Origin of the sequence: Salinivibrio kushneri, from assembly GCF_005280275.1 — a bacterium.
In the GTDB taxonomy this organism is placed as follows: domain Bacteria; phylum Pseudomonadota; class Gammaproteobacteria; order Enterobacterales; family Vibrionaceae; genus Salinivibrio; species Salinivibrio kushneri.
Genome location: NZ_CP040021.1, coordinates 690,592 through 712,046 on the forward strand (window position 1 = coordinate 690,592; position 21,455 = coordinate 712,046).

A 21,455-nucleotide genomic window follows, 5' to 3' on the forward strand; every position below is an offset into this window, starting at 1 on the left:
GATCCCAGCCCTTATTACCGTTAAGTAACGAGCCGTATGTCTGAGCCACGTTTTGTCCATTTACGTATTCACAGTGACTTTTCCATGGTTGATGGTTTGTCCAAGGTGCCACCACTGGTAAAAAAAGTGGCGGAAATGGGCATGCCTGCCATGGCGCTGACTGATTTCAGCAACCTGTGTGGGTTGGTTAAGTTCTATAACACTGCCAACAATGTCGGTGTGAAGCCGATAATTGGCGCTGATTTTTTGGTGCAATCGGAGGCGTTTGGCGAGGAACTTTGTCAGCTGACCTTATTAGCGACCGACAAAACGGGCTATAAGAACCTGACCTTGCTGATCTCCAAGGCCTACTTACGTGGACATATTCAGCATCGCCCAGTGATCGATCAGCAATGGCTGATTGAGCATTCGGAAGGGTTGATTGTGTTATCCGGCGGCTGCCGTGGTGACTTGGGAAAAGCCTTGCTTAAAGGCAATCAAGCGCTGGCAAAAGAGTGTGCTCACTTTTACCAGACCTATTTCCCGGATGCGTATTACATGGAGCTGGTGCGCACTGGGCGCCAGGATGAAGAAGTCTATCTACATTTTGCAGTTGATTTCGCGACCGAGCATGACTTGCCTGTGGTGGCGACCAATGAAGTCTGCTTCATTTCATCTGAGGAGTTTGATGCGCATGAGATCCGAGTTGCGATTCATGATGGTTTCACGCTCGATGATCCTCGTCGCCCCAAGAAATACAGCGCCGAACAGTATTTGCGTACCGAGCAAGAGATGTGTGAGCTCTTCGCGGATATTCCCGAGGCATTGACCAATAGCGTAGAAATAGCCAAGCGTTGTAACGTGCCGGTGCGATTGGATGAGTACTTTTTGCCGAACTTCCCCACAGAGGGAATGGAAATTGATCAATACTTGGTCAAGCGCTCACAAGAAGGCTTGGAAGAGCGTCTTGCCTTTCTCTTTCCTGATGAAGTGGAAAGAGCGCGCCGACGCCCCGACTATGATGCACGACTAGAGCGCGAGCTTGGGGTCATCAACCAAATGGGGTTTCCCGGCTACTTTTTGATCGTGATGGAGTTTATCCAGTGGTCAAAAGACAATGATATCCCTGTCGGCCCAGGGCGCGGCTCAGGAGCCGGCTCTTTGGTGGCTTATGCGCTAAAAATTACCGACCTCGATCCACTCCAGTTTGATCTTCTCTTCGAGCGCTTTTTGAACCCCGAACGGGTTTCCATGCCCGACTTCGATGTCGACTTTTGCATGGATAAGCGTGATCTAGTGATCGATCACGTCGCTGAAATGTACGGGCGTGATGCGGTATCGCAGATCATTACCTTCGGTACCATGGCGGCGAAAGCCGTGATCCGTGATGTAGGACGCGTGTTAGGGCACCCTTATGGCTTTGTGGACCGGATTTCAAAGCTGGTGCCACCAGACCCAGGTATGACCCTCGAGAAAGCCTTTGACGCCGAGCCCCAGTTGGTCGAGGTGTATAACAGCGATGAGGAAGTTAAAGCGCTGATTGATATGGCGCGGATGCTCGAAGGGGTGACCCGAAATGCGGGTAAGCACGCGGGCGGGGTGGTGATATCACCCACCACGATTACCGATTTTTCTCCCCTTTATTGCGACAGTGAAGGGCATCATCCAGTTACGCAGTTTGATAAAAACGACGTTGAAACCGCCGGCCTGGTGAAGTTTGACTTTTTGGGCCTACGGACGCTGACCATTATCGACTGGGCGTTGGGGATGATAAATCCGCGCTTACAGCGTCAAGGGAAAGATCCCATTGATATCGCCGCGATCCCGATGGCTGATCAACCTTCATTTGAAATGCTGCGCAAAGCCGAGACGACCGCCGTCTTCCAGCTGGAATCGCGGGGCATGAAAGAGCTGATTAAACGGCTTCAGCCTGATTGCTTTGAAGATATGATCGCTTTGGTGGCCTTGTTCCGTCCTGGCCCGTTGCAATCAGGGATGGTGGATAACTTTATCGACCGTAAGCATGGCCGTGAAGTCGTGTCTTACCCGGATGAAAAATGGCAACACGATTCGTTGAAAGAAACGCTTGAGCCCACCTATGGCATCATTCTCTATCAAGAGCAGGTGATGCAGATCGCTCAGACACTCGCAGGCTATACGCTCGGCGGCGCGGACTTGTTGCGTCGTGCCATGGGTAAGAAAAAGCCAGAAGAAATGGCCAAGCAGCGAGACATTTTTGAAAAAGGGGCAATCGCCAACGGCATTGATGGCGAGCTAGCGATGCGGATCTTTGATTTGGTAGAGAAGTTCGCTGGCTATGGTTTTAACAAATCGCACTCCGCCGCTTACGCACTGGTCTCATATCAAACACTGTGGTTAAAAGCGCATTACCCCGCGGAATTCATGGCGGCGGTAATGACCGCAGACATGGATAACACGGATAAAGTCGTGGGGCTGGTGGAAGAGTGTCGGCGCATGAAACTGACGGTTTTACCGCCGGATGTGAATGCTGGATTGCACCATTTCACCGTCAACGAGCAAGGGGAAATTGTTTACGGTATTGGGGCGATAAAAGGGGTCGGCGAAGGCCCTATCGATACCATTGTTGCTGCGCGTGAGCAAGACGGTTATTTCCGAGACTTGTTTGATTTTTGTGCTCGCATTGATACCAAAAAAGTTAATAAACGAGTGATTGAACGCCTCATCCGTGCTGGTGCCATGGACAAACTCGGCCCTCATCGTGCGGCGATGATGGCCTCGGTCGATGAAGCTATTCGTGCTGCGAGCCAACATCACCAAGCGGAAGCCTACGGGCAAACCGATATGTTTGGGGTGTTGACTGATGCCCCCGAAGAAGTAGAGCATGCCTATGCACACGCTGACCCATGGCCAGATAAAGTATGGCTAGAAGGGGAGCGAGAAACACTGGGCTTGTATTTGACCGGCCATCCGGTCAACAGCTATCGCAAAGAGTTAAAAAACTACATCACGTGGCGGTTAGAAGATGCCCATGCAACGAAGCGTGATGTGGTCTCGACGGTAGCAGGGTTAGTGATCGCTGCACGGGTAATGACCACCAAACGGGGGTCACGATTAGGGATCTTAACCCTTGATGATCGCTCGGGGCGCATGGAAGTGATGCTTTTTTCTGATGTGCTCGACAAATATCTTGACTTGGTGGAGAAAGATCGGATTTTAGTGGTCTCAGGACAGGTCAGCTTTGATGACTTCAACGGGGGGCTTAAAATGACCGCCCGTGAAGTGATGGACATTAGTCAGGCGCGGGAAAAGTATGCGCGTTGTTTAGGGATTTCGATGACCTCGGATCAGGTCGATGCGTCCTTTTTTGAACGATTTCATGATGCACTGGCACCCTACCGCTCCGGTACAGTACCTGTGAATCTTTACTATCAGCGCGACGATGCGCGCGCGCGGTTACGCTTAGGCGCAGAGTGGCGCGTAACGCCAACCGATGAATTAATCGACACCTTGAAAGGCTTGCTCGGTCAAGAGCAGGTCGAATTAGAGTTTAACTAAGCCAGGCTGGTGACGTGTCGCGTACACTGGCGGTGACCAATAGGATTCTCTTGGTATGAGTCTTAATTTTTTAGAGTTTGAACAACCTATCGCAGAATTAGAAGCCAAAATTGAGGCCCTTCGCGCTGTTTCCAAGCGGGGTGGAGAAGACGCGGTTAACTTGGATAAAGAGATTGAACAACTGGAAACAAAAAGCCTAGAGCTGACGCGAAAAATCTTTGGTGATTTAGGCGCGTGGCAGGTGGCACAACTTGCGCGTCACCCGCAGCGCCCATATACCTACGACTATCTGGATCGCATTTTCCATGAGTTTGATGAATTGGCTGGCGACCGCGCCTATGCTGACGACAAAGCATTGGTGGGAGGAATGGCGCGATTAGAAGGGCGTCCTGTGATGGTGATTGGTCACCAAAAAGGGCGAGACACCAATGAAAAGGTCAAGCGTAACTTTGGTATGCCCAAGCCCGAGGGCTACCGCAAAGCACTGCGCCTGATGAAAATGGCCGAGCGTTTTAATATGCCGGTGATTACCTTTATCGATACCGCAGGCGCTTACCCAGGTGTCGGAGCCGAGGAGCGAGGCCAATCAGAGGCGATTGCCCGTAACCTTAAAGAAATGGCCGGCCTGACTGTCCCTGTGATTTGTAATGTGGTCGGCGAGGGTGGCTCAGGTGGCGCGCTGGCGATTGGTGTGGGGGATTATGTCAATATGCTGCAGTACTCCACCTACTCGGTGATCTCCCCCGAGGGTTGTGCCTCCATTTTGTGGCGTGATGCGGCGAAAGCGCCGCAAGCGGCTGATGCGATGGGGATAACCGCCCCTCGCCTCAAAGAGCTTGGCTTGGTTGATAGTGTGATCACTGAGCCTCTGGGTGGCGCACACCGCGACATTAACGCGATGGCGGATAGCATTAAGCAAACACTGCTTACCCAGCTAAGCGATTTAGACAGTCTTGATACCGAAAGCTTGCGGGATCGCCGCTATCAGCGCTTGCTCAATTACGGTTACTGCTAATCGTGATGGAATGAACTGCGATAAAGGGCCTGCGGGCCCTTTTCTTTTACGTAAAGGGCGGCAACAATGACACATTATATCAATGATGAATGGCTATGCTTTACCATCAACTGAGTGACACATTAGCCCCGCTGACATCGACACCGCGACAGGTGGTACTGGCGCTCAGTGGCGGATTAGACTCTCGCGTGTTGCTAGCATTATTGACGCAGTATCGCGACCAGCACCCCCAACATGATTATCTTGTGGTTCATGTTCATCACGGTTTGCATCCCGATGCGGATAAATGGGCTGAGCTGTGCCAAATGTGGGCGGACAACGCCGGATTTCGCTGCAGGGTAGAACGGGTGAGCTTGGATACGTCGCTCAGTGTGGAACATGCGGCGAGACAAGCAAGGTATCAGGCGATCGCGCACCTGCTTAAGCCCAATGGACTGGTGTTAACCGCCCAGCACAGTGATGATCAGGTTGAAACCTTTTTCCTCGCCCTGAAGCGCGGCAGTGGTTTGGAAGGGTTAGCTGGGATGCCAGCGGTGCGTGCTCTGGGTCAGGGCTATCTGGTACGTCCTTTTTTGACGCTATCAAGAGCGAGCCTTGAGGCATATGCGCGGCAACACCAACTCGATTGGGTGGACGATCCGAGCAACCAAGACACGCGCTTTGATCGCAATTTTTTGCGTCAGCACTGGTTACCGCAAGCGGATGCTCGTTGGCCTGGCTTTCGTAAAGCCGTTGAGCGCACCCAGCGCTTGTGTGGTGAACAAGCGTCCTTATTGGCGCGATTGATAGAGCCTATGGTGACACAAGCGGAGACAGAAGCGGGCAGCCTGGCTATTACCGCGTTACCACAGAACGACTTAGCACTCACGCAGGCCATGCTGCGCCATTGGCTAAAGCGTCACAGTATTACCTTGACGCAAGCACAGTTACAGACATTGCTCTTTGATGTCATCAACGCTAAACCGGATGCCAACCCGAGCTTGAGCGTAGGCACGGTGAGTATTCGCCGCTTCCAGCAACAGCTTTATATCGTGCTGCCTTATGCCGATTTATCCCAATGGCAGGGCACATTGACGCCAGAAACACCGTTAGCACTGCCAGATGGACTGGGTACCTTGTACTTACTGCCTTATTCGTCGACAGAGAAAGGGCTCGCGCTGGGAGATCTCGCGTCGCGGGCACTGCATGTACACTTTAACCCTCGTGGCTTATCGATTCATCCTGCCGGCCGACAAGGGCGCCGAAAGCTAAAAAAACTCTACCAAGAAGCCGGGATCCCCAGCTGGTTACGTCGACGCCAACCGATTATTTGCGATGGCGAGACAGTGGTGGCCATTGCCGATAGGTATGTTAGTCAGGCCGCAAGCGGTAAACAATGGCGGCTTGTTTGGCAGCATGAGTCTTAGTCCCCCCTGTCACCCGGCGCGATTCGCTCACTTAACATCGCTCGCTCACCAGGTGCTAGAGCAAACGTCGGGCGAGTTGGATGAGATCAGAATACTGAACGGGTGATGATTAATTGAGCAGTTAGACTATCTTATCTTGCTTAATCGTGACGAATTACTTAATGTACTAGTCTAATGATACATAAGGTAAGCAGTAATGGCATCAAGTCGCGAATTATTCGGTACTAGGATTGGCTTTGTTCTAGCTGCAGCAGGGGCTGCAGTGGGACTGGGTAATATTTGGGGATTTCCCACTCAAGCGGCCAGTAATGGCGGTGGCGCGTTTTTACTCGTCTACTTGTTAATGATTTTGCTGGTGGCATTTCCCATGCTGGTGGTAGAAATGGCGATTGGTCGTCATGGGCGTGCGAACCCACTGGATAGCATGCGTGCACTCAGTGATAATCCCTTGATGAAGCGCTTAGGAAGCGGTGTGGGTTTAGTGGGACTGGCCGTTCCTTGTATGGTGCTGGCGTTCTATAGCATTGTTGGCGGCTGGTTAGTGTCTTTTCTCCTTGCGGCGGTTGCAGAGATCTTGCACTTTACCGACGCGGCAGCATGGTTAAAAGGCTTCTCGGCTTCACGTAACTTGTTTGGCGCTATCCTCTTTTATGTGTTGACGATCTTTATTGTGCAAGCAGGCGTGAAACAAGGGATTGAACGTTGGTCGACGCGGTTGATGCCCGCGTTATTCGTGCTGTTTGCCGCGATGTTTATCTACATCATGACGTTACCTGGCGCGACCGAGGGCTTAAAGCACTACCTTATTCCTGACTTCTCCAAGATCATGGACAGAGATCTGCTCTTGGCTGCGATGGGGCAAGGCTTTTTCTCGCTGACCATTGGTGGGTGCTCGATGCTGATTTATGGCTCTTATCTGAGTCAGAAAGAAAATCTGCCTAAGATGGCATTGAGCGTCACGCTGGTCGATACCGCGGTGGCAGTTATTGCTGGTCTGGTGGTGCTACCTGCCATGTTTGTTGCCATGCACCAAGGCGTAGAAATATACGCCCAAGATGGCAGCTTGCTGAGTGCCGATACGCTGGTATTTACTGTGTTACCTTTGCTGTTTGAAAGCCTCGGAGCGGCAGGGCCTTACGTGTCTTTGGTCTTTTTCTTACTGATGACTATTGCGGCGCTGACCTCTTCGATTTCTATGCTCGAGTGCCCGGTTGCACTTGCCAGTGAACGACTAGGCTCAAGCCGTAAAATCACCAGTTGGGTCCTGGGTGGTCTGATTGCCGCGTTTAGTGCGGTGATTGTCTTCCATTTCGGTACCTTGTTTGGTTTGGTGGCGAAAGTGGCGACACAGTACTTCCAGCCTTTTGCAGCACTATTGTTCTGCTTGTTTGGTGGGTGGATTTGGTCGCGTGACCGCAAATTGTCGGCCTTGCGTGAGGGGTATGTGGATATTGAGCAGAGCCTGTTTTGGAAAATATGGCCTGTCTACGTCAAGTTCGTTTGTCCTATATTAGTGGCGACCGTCCTGTGGGTGTCACTGGGCTAACAAAAGCCGTCGAGATCGCGACCAATAATGAAAAAAGCGGACGAAATGTCCGCTTTTTGCGTTGTATAGACGTTGACTTAACGAAATTGGTTGGCGTCTTCGATATACGTAAAGCCTGCTTCTTCGAGCCGCGTGCACAATACGGCTGTGTCTATATCATAATAGCGAACCAGATCCTCCAAGCTGTCAAACTCGTCACGTAGCTTCATATTGACAATGCTCATCAGCATGACAGGGTCCATGGTGGCGTAATTGTTTAAATCCATCTTAGTCCTCGTGATCGCTGATCAACAAGTTGGCCGCGGCAAATGCGGCTTGCTCTCGACGCGATTGCTGGATCTCAGTGTCTTGTGCAATATCGTTGAGGGCTTTTAATGCGCAATGGATCGCCGCTGGTATATAGCCTTGCTCGCCACTGCCAATTTCCGCATAGCGTTGGCGAATCAAGTCACAGCAGTCTGCTATTTTCATGGTGTTCTCCTCACGTAATGATGAGGATCACTATACCCAATCTGGTTAGGGAGAGGAAAGCGCTAACGTGCGCGTTTTTGCCGGTACATACTTTGGTCGGCACGTTCATAGAGCGACAAGTTATTATCACCTTGTCGATAGACAGAGAAACCCACTGACGCGCTGATCTGGTGACTTGATAACAAATGATCTTGGCCAACTAAGCTCTTCACTCGTGAGGTCACGTGTTTCACCGAGCTTTTACTGGCAGGTTGCAAGATCACGGCAAACTCATCGCCACCGAGTCGATAGCAACGATCGCTGCCGCGCACAGCTTCTTTGACCAGCAATGAAAAACGGCGTAGTACCTTATCACCATCCAAGTGGCCATAGGTATCATTGACTTGTTTGAAGTTGTCCATATCGAACATCACCATGACCAGACCAATATTTTCCCGTTCACAGACGGCGACGGCATGCTGAAGGTCTTGTTCAAAGCTGGTGCGGTTATGTAGGCCAGTGAGACCATCGAGCAATGCCATGTTTTTCACGCGCGTATATTCAACGGCATTATTCAGCGGGCCGGCGAGCAGCTTGTGATAGGTATGGAGCAAGCTGATTTCATCTGGATCGAGCTTGTAAGGGGTAGAGTATTGCAACACACCCAATGGCTGCTTATTGAACTTGATGGAAAACGTCTGACGAAATGTGTGTTGTGCGCCACGACGAATGATGTTGGAGATATCATCATGCTCCCAAATAATGCGCCCAATATCGATCTGCTTTTCTAGTTCACGCGCGTAGACTTCAAACAACACTTTGATATCAAGGTGGCCTTGCAGCTTTTGTAACAATAACAAACGTTGATCGGCACCGAGCGGGACAATCCGCGGGGCGCGATCAGAGTTTGTATATTGTTTGATGTGCGAGGCATTCATGCGTGATCAACTACTCAGTAATAACGTCGGTTTCAATCTATGAAGCAGGTATCGTGCCAGTCTATATATTTTCGCTAATGGCGATGAGTGGATGCGAGTGAGGATACTGTTTTAAAGTAACTAATCTGTCAATAGAGAGAGGATCTCAGACTGGTGATTGTGTGCATCACGGTAGCCAATGTCAATCAACTGGCGAAGGTATGCCGCCTCAAATAACAGATAACTGGCAAAGGTGGCATCTTGACTGGCATTAATCCCCAAAAGCTTAAGCAAGCTGCGCAATGCGAGTGGCATATGGCTGTAGTAGCGGTTCGCCATGGGTTCAAATGGTTCTGAAGGCCGAAGATGAAGCACATCAATGTGGCGCAGCCCTAGACGCTCTTTTTGGTCGGGAGATAAAGCGCTGGCAACCTGATTAAGCCGTTGTAAATGCTCTAAGTCTGCCGAGAGCGTATCCGCAAAGATAGCATTCATTAAATGACCGCCGAGCATCGCTAAACCTGGCGCGGTGTGTTTAATTTGTTCAGGCCGCCGTATCCCTGTGGTCAGATCCAGAATTAAAATCCGCTCCGCGTCCATTTTGACAGCGGGACGCAACGGGGAAATTTGGTGAATTGCCCCATCACCATAAAACTCGTGGCCAATCCTGGAGGCAGGAAAAACGAAAGGAATGGCTGAAGAGGCCAGTAAGTGTTCGGTGGAAATTTGACTTCGCTTTCCCACTGCGCGGGCTCTTTCCCACGGTTTGATATGAGATGCGCCTTGAAAGAAACTCACCGATTGCCCCGTTTGGTAGTTTGAGGCAGTGACAGACAAGCCATTTAAATGACCAGCAAGTAATTGATAATTAAGCTTGTTAAAGCTGATCGTTTGATTCAGTAATTCTCTTAATGGCCGGTTATTGAGCAACCCGAAAGGCTGAGTGGGCTGGTAGTGAGATTGAAAGCGTTGCCCGGTTTGCGACAAAAGGTGACCGACAAGTGCACTGGGCTGACTGGCGAGCACCCGAGAGGTGTTCAACCGATGCCATAGCCAAGACAATTTTTTGACGCCCAGTCGAAAACATGACGCATAGCTTGCCAAAGATACCGCGTTGATAGCACCGGCGGATGTGCCGCAATAAATGGTAAAGGGGCTCGTGTGCACCCGCGGGTACCAGTGAGCGATCGCCGAGAGTACGCCTACTTGGTAAGCGGCTCGTGCACCGCCGCCAGTGAGCACCAAGGCAATTTTGGGTTTGTTTTTCGACATAGGGCTACCATTATTACCACGCTAACAGTTTGATTATAGACGCTCTTTCATCTCACGCGCGGCGGTATATCACAGACCCCAAATATCATTAATGATAATGAGGTTGAAAATTGTTATCAATTCGATCTAGGCTGGTGGTGTCTTAATCATCGATGGAGCAACACCATGACTTACTCTTTTCCCGATCTTCCTTATGCTTATGATGCGCTAGAGCCCCACATTGATGAGGCAACCATGCGCATTCATCATCAGCGTCACCACAAAACCTATTACGATAAATTTGTTGCGGCGATTGAAGAGACGGCGCGTAATGGTGAATCGCTTGAGACTTTATTTGCTGAGGTTTCAACGCTGCCTGCTGCCATTCGTAATAATGGCGGTGGTTATTACAACCATTTGATTTATTGGCAATCGATGACGCCCAACCCTAAGGGGACACCAGAAGGACCGCTCTATGATGCCATTGTAGCGACCTACGGCTCACTCGATGCGTTTAAAGAGGCCTTTAGTCAGGCGGCGATTGGTCAGTTTGGGTCAGGCTTTGCGTGGCTGGTAGTGAAAGAAGATGGACAGCTTGCGATTACATCGACACCTAATCAAGATAATCCATTGATGGATATTGCAGAGGTGAAAGGAGAGCCGCTGTTAGGCTGTGATGTGTGGGAGCATGCTTACTATCTTAACTATCAGAATAAGCGCCCAGATTATGTCAATGCTTGGTGGCAAGTGGTCAATTGGGACTTTGCTGAAAAGGCATACCAAAAAGCACGCGAGACGATGAGCTGATACAAAAATGCCCCGCAGAGCGGGGCATGACATGCTTGCTTTTGGCGCTATTTAGTCAAGCTTTGACTGAATAAACGTCAGTGCATCGTCAATGGAGAAAGGCACTTTCTCGCCGTCTCGACGATGCTTATACTCGAACACGCCGTTATCCATACTACGCTCACCAATGACGATAGTGTGAGGCACGCCGACAAGTTCAATATCAGAGAACATTACACCTGGACGCTCTTTGCGGTCGTCAAAAAGTACCTCAATACCGGCTGCGGTAAGATCGGTGTATAACTTTTCAGCCGCTTCACGGACACGTTCAGATTTGTGCATATTCATCGGGACAATGGCCACCTTGAAAGGCGCGATGGCGTCAGGCCAGATAATACCGTTTTGGTCATGGTTTTGCTCAATCGCTGCAGCCACAACACGCGTAATACCAATGCCGTAACAGCCCATCTCTAACATGGCGTTCTTACCGTCTTGGCCTAGTACGCCAGCATTCATCTTTTGTGAGTAGTTATTGCCCAGCTGGAAGATATGGCCCACTTCGATGCCACGTTTAAACATCAATGTGCCTTTACCACAAGGGCTAGGATCGCCTTCGATGACATTGCGCAGGTCGGCGACTTGACCTAGCTCTACATCGCGTCCCCAATTTATTCCGAAGTAGTGTTTATCGTCGGTGTTTGCACCAGCACCAAAGTCACTCATTACCGCAACACTGCGATCGACGATGAAAGGTGCCGGTAGGTTTACCGGACCCAAAGAGCCAGGACCTGCACCGACAAGCTCACGGATTTCTTCTTCGGTGGCGAAAGTAAGCGGTGCTTCTACCTCAGGTAGATTTTCCGCTTTTACTTCGTTGAGTTCATGATCGCCACGGATGATTAGCGCGATAAGATCGGACTCGACCTGTTCAGACGCTTTGACGAAAAGCGTTTTAACTGTTTTTTCGATCGGGAGATCAAACTGCTCAACCAGTTCAGCAATGGTTTTCGCATTCGGCGTATCGACCAGCGCCATGGCTTGCGTGGGTGAATCGGCTTGCGCCTGAGGGGCGAGCGCTTCGGCTTTTTCAATATTTGCCGCGTAGTCGGACTCGGTTGAAAATGCGATCAGATCTTCACCACTGTCGGCCAGGACATGGAATTCGTGCGAGGCGGAACCACCAATGGCGCCGGTGTCAGCCAGTACGGCACGGTAGTCTAGCCCCATGCGATCAAAGATGGCGCAATAAGCCGCGCGCATTTTCTCATAGCTCTGCTCCATGCCCGCTTTGTCGATATCGAAGCTATAGGCGTCTTTCATGGTAAATTCGCGAGAGCGCATGACGCCAAAACGAGGACGTACTTCGTCACGGAACTTGGTTTGGATTTGGTACAAGTTGAGCGGCAATTGCTTGTATGAATTGATTTCGTTGCGCGCCAAGTGCGTAATCACTTCTTCATGCGTGGGGCCTAAAACAAAATCACGTTGATGGCGGTCAGCAATACGTAGCAGCTCAGGACCAAACTTTTCCCAACGCCCCGTTTCTTGCCATAAATCTGCTGGTTGTACGACAGGCATCATGGTTTCGACGGCGCCGGCACGGTTCATTTCTTCGCGAACAATACGCTCAACATGGCGAAGGACACGAACCCCTGTAGGAAGCCAAGTATAAAGGCCTGAAGCGAGTTTTCGAATCATACCCGCACGCAACATCAGCTGGTGGCTGACAATTTCTGCGTCGCTAGGGGTTTCTTTCAAAGTAGAAAGCAGATATTGACTGGTACGCATGTAAAGTTATCCGTTGATATTGGCGATCAATAAGTCCAAGCATATTAACAGCGTGGGGGAGTTTCGACAAAAGCTTCTATGGAAGCCACTTCGATTTGCTCGTTTTGAACGTGAAACGTGACGTTAAAGTCGAACAGGTGAACCGCATAGCGGCGATTATCCGGTTTACCTTTTCTGTAAGCCGGGCGTGGATCTTGCGCTAAGACTTCAGCAATCACGCTTTGATAGTATGCTTGCTCAGGATATGGAGATAATGCCAATAAGGCGCGGTCAGAGAAATGAACGTCTAGTGGCGTGGGTTTGGTGTGAGCAAATCCGCCTTGGGCGTCGGGAATACTGTCAGAGTAAGGAATATAGGGCTTAATATCGACAATCGGGGTTTGGTCAACAAGATCGCACCCTCGTAATACCAAGGTTACTTGCCCGCTATCTTGAGTGACATCAACCAGCTCTACCGCCGACATACCAATGCCATTAGGACGAAATGTAGCCCGGCTGGCAAACACACCCATTTTCTCATTCCCCCCTAAACGAGGTGGCCGGACGGTAGGGCGCCATCCCTTATCTAAGTTCTGATCAAAAAGAAAAAGCAACCAAAGGTGAGAGTATTGTTCAATCCCTCGTACGGCGTCGATCTGATTGGCATCCCCCTGTAAGCAGAGATAAGCCAGTGCACTCGGCGCTAACCCAGGTTGACGAGGGACCGCAAATTTCTCTTTAAAAGGAGAATAAAGCGTGCCGATTGGGGTGATAGAAAACGGGGAACACATAACCAAATAAACCTAAAACAACGTGGATATACTCTAGCATGTGATAGAAGAGGGGAGTATGGATGCAAGTCAGTCTTGGGCGTGACATAATCTCAACATTATTTACCGAGGGGAACAACGCGTGAGTCTTCCAGCCGTTTTTATCGATCGTGATGGTGTCGTTAATGTCGATCACGGTTATGTGTCTAGTATCGATAGCTTTGAATATATTGAGGGTGTGTTCGACGCATGTAGGGCGCTGAAAGAAAGCGGCTATTTACTCGTACTGGTGACCAATCAAGCCGGTATCGCAAGAGGCTACTTTTCGGAGCAAGATTTTTTGCAATTGACCGAATGGATGGATTGGAACTTTGCTGATAAAGGTGTCGATTTTGATGGGATATATTACTGCCCCCATCATGCCAGTGAAGGAGTCGGTGAGTATCGAATTGATTGCGATTGTCGCAAACCCAAGCCGGGTATGTTGATTGATGCCCAGCAAGAGCTTGATATTGATATGTCACGCTCGGTGATGGTGGGAGATAAAGCGGATGATATGAAAGCCGCAGAGTGTGCAGGGGTTGCAACTCGTTTGCTAGTGCGCTCAGGTAAACCTGTCACCGAACAAGGCGTCGCATTAGCAACTGACGTTGTTGACTCTATCGCTGATATACCCGGTTGGCTTGCTAATCGTTAAAACGACATGCAAACAGCGTCTTGGCGATTATTTGCACAGTTAGATTTTTTTCAACAAAAACGCTTGCATCAAAAAAACAAGTCTCTATAATTCGCTTCTCGTTGGCACGGCAAGCCGCGCTAACAACGGCAAAATAGCCAAGCAAACAAAACGCTTGACTCATTGCCTCGGTGGCGTAAAATGCCACTCCCGCTCAAAATTGAGCGGCGCTCTTTAACAATTTGACCTATGCAATCTGTGTGGGCACTCGTTAAGAATAGACAAAAAGATTTATTCGATGAACTGAGTGACCAATACGAAACAACGTTTACGTTGTTCGGCACAGTCAATTCGTTTGTCTCGCAAGAGACGAACAAAACAGTATTTATCGAGCCGTTTGTCTTTTCTTTGGGAAAGCAAACACCAAAACTTTAATTGAAGAGTTTGATCATGGCTCAGATTGAACGCTGGCGGCAGGCCTAACACATGCAAGTCGAGCGGAAACGGCAGCATTGAAGCTTCGGTGGATTTGCTGGACGTCGAGCGGCGGACGGGTGAGTAACGGCTGGGAACCTGCCCTGACGAGGGGGATAACCGTTGGAAACGACGGCTAATACCGCATAATGTCTTAGTTCATTACGAGCTGGGACCAAAGGTGGCCTCTACATGTAAGCTATCGCGTTGGGATGGGCCCAGTTAGGATTAGCTAGTTGGTAAGGTAATGGCTTACCAAGGCGACGATCCTTAGCTGGTTTGAGAGGATGATCAGCCACACTGGGACTGAGACACGGCCCAGACTCCTACGGGAGGCAGCAGTGGGGAATATTGCACAATGGGGGAGACCCTGATGCAGCCATGCCGCGTGTGTGAAGAAGGCCTTCGGGTTGTAAAGCACTTTCAGCAGTGAGGAAGGTGGTGTACTTAATACGTGCACGGCTTGACGTTAGCTGCAGAAGAAGCACCGGCTAACTCCGTGCCAGCAGCCGCGGTAATACGGAGGGTGCGAGCGTTAATCGGAATTACTGGGCGTAAAGCGCATGCAGGCGGTTTGTTAAGTCAGATGTGAAAGCCCGGGGCTCAACCTCGGAACCGCATTTGAAACTGGCAGGCTAGAGTCTTGTAGAGGGGGGTAGAATTTCAGGTGTAGCGGTGAAATGCGTAGAGATCTGAAGGAATACCAGTGGCGAAGGCGGCCCCCTGGACAAAGACTGACGCTCAGATGCGAAAGCGTGGGTAGCAAACAGGATTAGATACCCTGGTAGTCCACGCCGTAAACGCTGTCTACTTGGAGGTTGAGGTTTAGACTTTGGCTTTCGGCGCTAACGCATTAAGTAGACCGCCTGGGGAGTACGGCCGCAAGGTTAAAACTCAAATGAATTGACGGGGGCCCGCACAAGCGGTGGAGCATGTGGTTTAATTCGATGCAACGCGAAGAACCTTACCTACTCTTGACATCCAGCGAATCCTTTAGAGATAGAGGAGTGCCTTCGGGAGCGCTGAGACAGGTGCTGCATGGCTGTCGTCAGCTCGTGTTGTGAAATGTTGGGTTAAGTCCCGCAACGAGCGCAACCCTTATCCTTGTTTGCCAGCACGTAATGGTGGGAACTCCAGGGAGACTGCCGGTGATAAACCGGAGGAAGGTGGGGACGACGTCAAGTCATCATGGCCCTTACGAGTAGGGCTACACACGTGCTACAATGGCAGATACAGAGGGCAGCGAAGCTGCGAAGTGGAGCGAATCCCTTAAAGTCTGTCGTAGTCCGGATTGGAGTCTGCAACTCGACTCCATGAAGTCGGAATCGCTAGTAATCGTGGATCAGAATGCCACGGTGAATACGTTCCCGGGCCTTGTACACACCGCCCGTCACACCATGGGAGTGGGCTGCACCAGAAGTAGATAGCTTAACCTTCGGGAGGGCGTTTACCACGGTGTGGTTCATGACTGGGGTGAAGTCGTAACAAGGTAGCCCTAGGGGAACCTGGGGCTGGATCACCTCCTTACTGACGCTATTGTTGCGAGTGCTCACACAGATTGTATAGGTTGAAGTTATAAAGAGGATATGTTCCCAAACATATCAGCGTGTCCCATTCGTCTAGAGGCCTAGGACACCGCCCTTTCACGGCGGTAACAGGGGTTCGACTCCCCTATGGGACGCCATTGGGTTGTTAGCTCAGTTGGTAGAGCAGTTGACTTTTAATCAATTGGTCACAGGTTCGAATCCTGTACAACCCACCATTTCTCAGACGCGGGGCTATAGCTCAGCTGGGAGAGCGCTTGCATGGCATGCAAGAGGTCGGCGGTTCGATCCCGCCTAGCTCCACCAAGTCTGGAAGATGGGCGATTAGCTCAGTTGGGAGAGCACCTCCCTTACAAGGAGGGGGTCACTGGTTCGAGCCCGGTATCGCCCACCATTTTCTCTGCAAGAGAAAAGCACTACAAAATGGGGCTATAGCTCAGCTGGGAGAGCGCCTGCCTTGCACGCAGGAGGTCAGCAGTTCGATCCTGCTTAGCTCCACCATTTTACTCTTTGTTTTTACAGCAGTTGACGCCTGTTGCGATAAGTGCTGTCTGAAAGCAAAAAATAAAGTGGTTTATCGTATTGATAGATTTACATGCTCTTTAACAATCTGGAAAGCTGACAAGTCATTCTTTAAGAATGACAGTAAAGTTCTCAATCAGTGACAGAAATGTCACTCACACAATCAAGTGTGCTTGGGCTTTGTCTTAGTAATAAGCAAAGTCTCTATTTTGAGTCCGGCAAAAACAAAACCTTAGTTGTTTTCATGCAAGACCTTTTGGGGTTGTATGGTTAAGTGACTAAGCGTAGACGGTGGATGCCTTGGCAGTCAGAGGCGATGAAGGACGTACTAACCTGCGAAAAGCGATGGTGAGCTGGTAAGAAGCATTTGAGCCATCGATGTCCGAATGGGGAAACCCACCTGCATAAGCAGGTATCTTAGCGTGAATACATAGCGCTAAGAGGCGAACTCGGGGAACTGAAACATCTAAGTACCCGAAGGAAAAGAAATCAATTGAGATTCCGGCAGTAGCGGCGAGCGACCCCGGAGCAGCCCTTAAGCGGCTTAGGCGTTAGGTGAACAGGTTGGAAAACCTGGCAATAAAGGGTGATAGCCCCGTAACCGACGGCGCCTTAGGCGTGAAAACGAGTAAGACGGGACACGTGATATCTTGTCTGAATATGGGGGGACCATCCTCCAAGGCTAAATACTCCTGACTGACCGATAGTGAACCAGTACCGTGAGGGAAAGGCGAAAAGAACCCCTGTGAGGGGAGTGAAATAGAACCTGAAACCGTCTACGTACAAGCAGTGGGAGCCCCATCACTAAGACACTTCATCTTAGTGAGACGCTATCACTTTGTTGACTGGGTTAACCACGCGAAGCGTGGGTCAACCGCCCAATCAAGCAGAGGTGACTTAGTGATGGGGTGACCGCGTACCTTTTGTATAATGGGTCAGCGACTTAATGTAAGTAGCCAGGTTAACCGCATAGGGGAGCCGTAGGGAAACCGAGTCTTAACTGGGCGACAGTTGCTTGCATTAGACCCGAAACCGAGTGATCTAGCCATGGGCAGGTTGAAGGTTGAGTAACATCAACTGGAGGACCGAACTCACTAACGTTGAAAAGTTAGGAGATGACCTGTGGCTAGGGGTGAAAGGCCAATCAAACTCGGAGATAGCTGGTTCTCCCCGAAAGCTATTTAGGTAGCGCCTCGGACGAACACTACTGGGGGTAGAGCACTGTTAAGGCTAGGGGGTCATCCCGACTTACCAACCCTTTGCAAACTCCGAATACCAGTAAGTGCTATCCGGGAGACACACGGCGGGTGCTAACGTCCGTCGTGGAGAGGGAAACAACCCAGACCGCCAGCTAAGGTCCCCAAGTTATCGCTAAGTGGGAAACGATGTGGGAAGGCTCAGACAGCCAGGATGTTGGCTTAGAAGCAGCCATCATTTAAAGAAAGCGTAATAGCTCACTGGTCGAGTCGGCCTGCGCGGAAGATGTAACGGGGCTAAGCGATACACCGAAGCTGCGGCAATGTCCTTATGGATATTGGGTAGGGGAGCGTTGTGTAAGCTGTTGAAGGTGTGCTGAGAGGCATGCTGGAGGTATCACAAGTGCGAATGCTGACATGAGTAACGATAAAGGGGGTGAAAAACCTCCTCGCCGGAAGACCAAGGGTTCCTGTCCAACGTTAATCGGGGCAGGGTAAGTCGGCCCCTAAGGCGAGGCCGAAAGGCGTAGTCGATGGGAAACGGGTTAATATTCCCGTACTGCTGCTTACTGCGATGGGGGGACAGAGAAGGCTAGGTGGGCCTGGCGATGGTTGTCCAGGTTCAAGTGCGTAGGCTGATTTCTTAGGCAAATCCGGGAAATCAAGGCCGAGACACGATGTCGAGCCACCAAGGTGGTGAAGTCATTGATGCCATGCTTCCGGGAAAAGCCTCTAAGCTTCAGGTAAGTAGCAACCGTACTCCAAACCGACACAGGTGGTCGGGTAGAGAATACCAAGGCGCTTGAGAGAACTCGGGTGAAGGAACTAGGCAAAATGGTACCGTAACTTCGGGAGAAGGTACGCTGCCCGCGGTGAAGTCCCTAGCGGATGGAGCTATGGGCAGTCGCAGATACCAGGTGGCTGCAACTGTTTATTAAAAACACAGCACTGTGCAAAATCGAAAGATGACGTATACGGTGTGACGCCTGCCCGGTGCCGGAAGGTTAATTGATGTGGTTATCGCAAGAGAAGCCATTGATTGAAGCCCCGGTAAACGGCGGCCGTAACTATAACGGTCCTAAGGTAGCGAAATTCCTTGTCGGGTAAGTTCCGACCTGCACGAATGGCGTAATGATGGCCACGCTGTCTCCACCCGAGACTCAGTGAAATTGAAATCGCAGTGAAGATGCTGTGTACCCGCGGCTAGACGGAAAGACCCCGTGAACCTTTACTACAGCTTGGCACTGAACATTGAGCCTACATGTGTAGGATAGGTGGGAGGCTTTGAAACGGCGACGCCAGTTGCTGTGGAGCCATCCTTGAAATACCACCCTTGTATGTTTGATGTTCTAACTTGGCCCCGTTATCCGGGGTGAGGACAGTGCCTGGTGGGTAGTTTGACTGGGGCGGTCTCCTCCCAAAGTGTAACGGAGGAGCACGAAGGTGGGCTAATCACGGTCGGACATCGTGAGGTTAGTGCAATGGCATAAGCCCGCTTAACTGCGAGAGTGACGGCTCGAGCAGGTACGAAAGTAGGTCATAGTGATCCGGTGGTTCTGAATGGAAGGGCCATCGCTCAACGGATAAAAGGTACTCCGGGGATAACAGGCTGATACCGCCCAAGAGTTCATATCGACGGCGGTGTTTGGCACCTCGATGTCGGCTCATCACATCCTGGGGCTGAAGTCGGTCCCAAGGGTATGGCTGTTCGCCATTTAAAGTGGTACGCGAGCTGGGTTTAGAACGTCGTGAGACAGTTCGGTCCCTATCTGCCGTGGGCGTTGGATGATTGAGGGGAGCTGCTCCTAGTACGAGAGGACCGGAGTGGACGAACCGCTGGTGTTCGGGTTGTGTCGCCAGACGCATTGCCCGGTAGCTAAGTTCGGCACAGATAAGCGCTGAAAGCATCTAAGCGCGAAGCTGGCTCCGAGATGAGTCATCCCTAGAGCTTCGAGCTCTCTAAAGGGTTGTTCTAGACGAGAACGTTGATAGGCAGGGTGTGTAAGCGCTGTGAGGCGTTGAGCTAACCTGTACTAATGGCCCGTGAGGCTTAACCATACAACACCCAAGGGGTTTTGGGTTGGACTTAAAATAAGCCAGTTGATTGTGGCGAGAACGAAACAGCTTTCTAGATTACGTGTTTTGACTGAAAAGTGAAGACACACCAAATTTTGCTTGGCGACCATAGCGCTTTGGACCCACCTGACTCCATGCCGAACTCAGCAGTGAAACGAAGCAGCGCCGATGGTAGTGTGGGGTCTCCCCATGTGAGAGTAGGACATCGCCAGGCTTGCTTTCTTGTTTTCAGATTTTTGGAAAAATCTGAAAGCAAAAACGCTTATCTTGCTGATTGCTGGATGCTTTTGATAACGATGATGCTCATGTATTGGCATACACTGCGCGTATCGATTCAACATCTTCATTGCATCAAACAAGATAACCTAATTAGAGCTTACTGTTAGGCTTTAGTTAGTAACAATTTAAGCATCAAAGCAGATATGCGTAAGACTTTGATGAGACAGAATTGGTGCGGAGTGGTAGTTCAGTTGGTTAGAATACCGGCCTGTCACGCCGGGGGTCGCGGGTTCGAGTCCCGTCCACTCCGCCACTACTTATAGGGGTATAGCTCCAATTGGCAGAGCAGCGGATTCCAAATCCGCGTGTTGGGGGTTCGAATCCCTCTACCCCTGCCATCTAAAAAGCATCGACGTTTGTCGGTGCTTTTTTTTGATCTCAATACTACTGATAGACTAACTAATGGATAGTTGTGGTTGTGACATCGAAATCCGCGTGTTGGGGGCTGGGTCGCCAGCCCGGTCGAATCCCTCTACCCCTGCCATCTAAAAAGCATCGACGTTCGTCGGTGCTTTTTTTTGATCTCAATACGACTGATAGACTAACTAATGGATAGTTGTGGTTGTGACATCGAAATCCGCGTGTTGGGGGCTGGGTCGCCAGCCCGGTCGAATCCCTCTACCCCTGCCATCTAAAAAGCATCGACGTTCGTCGGTGCTTTTTTTTGATCTCAATACTACTGATAGACTAGCTAATGGATAGTTGTGGTTGTGACATCAAAATCCGCGTGTTGGGGGGCTGGGTCGCCAGCCCGCTGGGTCGCCAGTCCGATCGAATACCTCTACCCCTGCCACTTAAAAAGCACCGATTTGCGTCGGTGCTTTTTTTATATCTATTCAACGACTCTTCTAATAGTTTTTGGCGACAAATTGGCTTGGCCCAGTCGCATCAGGCTGGTGATTAAAACAAAGTTCATAGGTGAATGCTGTTGTATGCTGGGCGTGTTGACTGCTTTTGCTTTTGTACTCTACCTCAACAATCACCCGTTGGTAGCCAGCGCCTTCGAATGCATCAATGTGAGGGAGAAAGTGAGATAAATCGTCTGCTTTCAAAAGCCAGCCCTCTACCCGATTATTTGGATTATCACTGAGCTCTATACCCGGACAACCCGAGGCCGATCCCCAACCACGGTCTGTGCGTATTGCTTGTATACTCGCGGGAAACCATTGCCCATGGACATCCGCAAGCACGTGGTGATTTGTGCCTTCTGGACACAGGGTTCCGTATACGAAGAGGTTGTTAAGCATAGGCGTCGCTCCATGAA

The 21,455-nt window shown here is 50.5% G+C and carries 13 protein-coding genes, 7 tRNA genes and 3 rRNA genes; 16 read left to right on the top strand and 7 right to left on the bottom strand.

All coding sequences use genetic code 11. From position 1 onward, the window contains the following. The first annotated feature begins 36 nt into the window (after positions 1-36). The 4 genes from dnaE (at position 37) to FCN78_RS03340 (ending at position 7,483) form a co-directional block, all read left to right on the top strand. Positions 37-3,516 carry a DNA polymerase III subunit alpha gene (dnaE, locus tag FCN78_RS03325; protein WP_077659569.1) on the top strand — a complete coding sequence of 1,160 codons (3,480 nt, stop codon included), beginning with the start codon at positions 37-39 and terminating at the stop codon, positions 3,514-3,516. A gap of 55 nt (positions 3,517-3,571) precedes the next feature. Further along, positions 3,572-4,531 (top strand): acetyl-CoA carboxylase carboxyl transferase subunit alpha, encoded by a 960-nt coding sequence (gene accA, locus FCN78_RS03330; protein WP_069363552.1) that lies wholly within the window; start codon positions 3,572-3,574, stop codon positions 4,529-4,531. Positions 4,532-4,626: 95 nt separating this feature from the next. Next, positions 4,627-5,937 carry a tRNA lysidine(34) synthetase TilS gene (gene tilS, locus FCN78_RS03335; RefSeq protein ID WP_106407194.1) on the top strand — a complete coding sequence of 437 codons (1,311 nt, stop codon included), beginning with the start codon at positions 4,627-4,629 and terminating at the stop codon, positions 5,935-5,937. A 196-nt stretch (positions 5,938-6,133) separates the two neighbouring features. Beyond that, positions 6,134-7,483, top strand: coding sequence for a sodium-dependent transporter (locus FCN78_RS03340; protein WP_077649690.1), 1,350 nt, complete (start codon positions 6,134-6,136; stop codon positions 7,481-7,483). A 77-nt stretch (positions 7,484-7,560) separates the two neighbouring features. Here the strand turns inward: FCN78_RS03340 and FCN78_RS03345 are convergent, their stop codons facing one another. The 4 genes from FCN78_RS03345 to FCN78_RS03360 all read right to left on the bottom strand — a co-directional run bounded on the left by FCN78_RS03345 (position 7,561) and on the right by FCN78_RS03360 (position 10,122). After that, on the bottom strand, positions 7,561-7,749 hold the full coding sequence (locus FCN78_RS03345; protein ID WP_077458477.1) for a DUF4250 domain-containing protein: 189 nt from the start codon (positions 7,747-7,749) through the stop codon (positions 7,561-7,563). A 1-nt stretch (position 7,750) separates the two neighbouring features. After that, positions 7,751-7,954, bottom strand: coding sequence for a YaeP family protein (locus tag FCN78_RS03350; RefSeq protein WP_069363555.1), 204 nt, complete (start codon positions 7,952-7,954; stop codon positions 7,751-7,753). 62 nt (positions 7,955-8,016) lie between these two features. Then, positions 8,017-8,871 (bottom strand): GGDEF domain-containing protein, encoded by an 855-nt coding sequence (locus FCN78_RS03355; RefSeq protein WP_069363556.1) that lies wholly within the window; start codon positions 8,869-8,871, stop codon positions 8,017-8,019. Positions 8,872-8,991: 120 nt separating this feature from the next. Beyond that, positions 8,992-10,122, bottom strand: a complete 1,131-nt coding sequence (locus FCN78_RS03360) for a patatin-like phospholipase family protein (RefSeq protein WP_077659570.1) — start codon at positions 10,120-10,122, stop codon at positions 8,992-8,994. A 165-nt stretch (positions 10,123-10,287) separates the two neighbouring features. Between FCN78_RS03360 and FCN78_RS03365 the strand changes: the two genes are divergently transcribed. Beyond that, entirely contained in the window at positions 10,288-10,908 is a 621-nt protein-coding gene (locus FCN78_RS03365; RefSeq protein ID WP_077599292.1) for a superoxide dismutase, read from the top strand. A 51-nt stretch (positions 10,909-10,959) separates the two neighbouring features. On the opposite strand, the gene FCN78_RS03370 is transcribed toward FCN78_RS03365, so the two are convergent. Together FCN78_RS03370 and tsaA are read right to left on the bottom strand one after the other, a co-directional pair. Further along, positions 10,960-12,675, bottom strand: coding sequence for a proline--tRNA ligase (locus FCN78_RS03370; protein WP_077650544.1), 1,716 nt, complete (start codon positions 12,673-12,675; stop codon positions 10,960-10,962). Between the two features lie 44 nt (positions 12,676-12,719). Beyond that, a complete protein-coding gene (gene tsaA / locus FCN78_RS03375) occupies positions 12,720-13,445 on the bottom strand; it encodes a tRNA (N6-threonylcarbamoyladenosine(37)-N6)-methyltransferase TrmO (protein ID WP_077659571.1) in 726 nt (241 codons plus the stop codon). Between the two features lie 121 nt (positions 13,446-13,566). Between tsaA and gmhB the strand changes: the two genes are divergently transcribed. The 11 genes from gmhB (at position 13,567) to FCN78_RS03430 (ending at position 20,529) form a co-directional block, all read left to right on the top strand. After that, positions 13,567-14,121: a D-glycero-beta-D-manno-heptose 1,7-bisphosphate 7-phosphatase gene (gene gmhB, locus FCN78_RS03380; RefSeq protein ID WP_077522733.1), complete on the top strand. Its 555-nt coding sequence runs from the start codon at positions 13,567-13,569 to the stop codon at positions 14,119-14,121. A gap of 411 nt (positions 14,122-14,532) precedes the next feature. After that, a 16S ribosomal RNA gene (locus FCN78_RS03385) occupies positions 14,533-16,101 on the top strand. Between the two features lie 81 nt (positions 16,102-16,182). Beyond that, positions 16,183-16,258, top strand: a tRNA-Glu gene (locus tag FCN78_RS03390). A 2-nt stretch (positions 16,259-16,260) separates the two neighbouring features. After that, positions 16,261-16,336, top strand: a tRNA-Lys gene (locus FCN78_RS03395). 12 nt (positions 16,337-16,348) lie between these two features. Further along, positions 16,349-16,424 (top strand) — tRNA-Ala (locus tag FCN78_RS03400). 12 nt (positions 16,425-16,436) lie between these two features. Continuing rightward, positions 16,437-16,512, top strand: a tRNA-Val gene (locus FCN78_RS03405). Between the two features lie 31 nt (positions 16,513-16,543). Next, positions 16,544-16,619, top strand: a tRNA-Ala gene (locus tag FCN78_RS03410). Positions 16,620-16,908: 289 nt separating this feature from the next. After that, positions 16,909-19,894, top strand: a 23S ribosomal RNA gene (locus FCN78_RS03415). A 116-nt stretch (positions 19,895-20,010) separates the two neighbouring features. Further along, positions 20,011-20,126, top strand: a 5S ribosomal RNA gene (rrf, locus tag FCN78_RS03420). The 16S, 23S and 5S rRNA genes sit together here with 7 tRNA genes alongside, the layout of an rRNA operon. 241 nt (positions 20,127-20,367) lie before the next feature. Continuing rightward, positions 20,368-20,444, top strand: a tRNA-Asp gene (locus FCN78_RS03425). An 8-nt stretch (positions 20,445-20,452) separates the two neighbouring features. After that, positions 20,453-20,529: transfer RNA gene (locus FCN78_RS03430), tRNA-Trp, on the top strand. 510 nt (positions 20,530-21,039) lie between these two features. Here FCN78_RS03430 and FCN78_RS03435 read toward each other — a convergent pair. Continuing rightward, entirely contained in the window at positions 21,040-21,438 is a 399-nt protein-coding gene (locus tag FCN78_RS03435) for a gamma-glutamylcyclotransferase family protein (RefSeq protein WP_077485525.1), read from the bottom strand. Positions 21,439-21,455: the final 17 nt, after the last annotated feature.

Bases quoted from the DNA above. Each gene is read 5' to 3' on its own strand.
- tilS (WP_106407194.1), top strand. From the start codon at position 4,627: ATGCTTTACCATCAACTGAGTGACACATTAGCCCCGCTGACATCGACA.
- FCN78_RS03345 (WP_077458477.1), bottom strand. From the start codon at position 7,749: ATGGATTTAAACAATTACGCCACCATGGACCCTGTCATGCTGATGAGC.
- FCN78_RS03360 (WP_077659570.1), bottom strand. From the start codon at position 10,122: ATGTCGAAAAACAAACCCAAAATTGCCTTGGTGCTCACTGGCGGCGGT.
- accA (WP_069363552.1), top strand. From the start codon at position 3,572: ATGAGTCTTAATTTTTTAGAGTTTGAACAACCTATCGCAGAATTAGAA.
- dnaE (WP_077659569.1), top strand. From the start codon at position 37: ATGTCTGAGCCACGTTTTGTCCATTTACGTATTCACAGTGACTTTTCC.
- FCN78_RS03350 (WP_069363555.1), bottom strand. From the start codon at position 7,954: ATGAAAATAGCAGACTGCTGTGACTTGATTCGCCAACGCTATGCGGAA.
- FCN78_RS03370 (WP_077650544.1), bottom strand. From the start codon at position 12,675: ATGCGTACCAGTCAATATCTGCTTTCTACTTTGAAAGAAACCCCTAGC.
- tsaA (WP_077659571.1), bottom strand. From the start codon at position 13,445: ATGTGTTCCCCGTTTTCTATCACCCCAATCGGCACGCTTTATTCTCCT.
- FCN78_RS03355 (WP_069363556.1), bottom strand. From the start codon at position 8,871: ATGAATGCCTCGCACATCAAACAATATACAAACTCTGATCGCGCCCCG.
- FCN78_RS03365 (WP_077599292.1), top strand. From the start codon at position 10,288: ATGACTTACTCTTTTCCCGATCTTCCTTATGCTTATGATGCGCTAGAG.
- FCN78_RS03340 (WP_077649690.1), top strand. From the start codon at position 6,134: ATGGCATCAAGTCGCGAATTATTCGGTACTAGGATTGGCTTTGTTCTA.
- FCN78_RS03435 (WP_077485525.1), bottom strand. From the start codon at position 21,438: ATGCTTAACAACCTCTTCGTATACGGAACCCTGTGTCCAGAAGGCACA.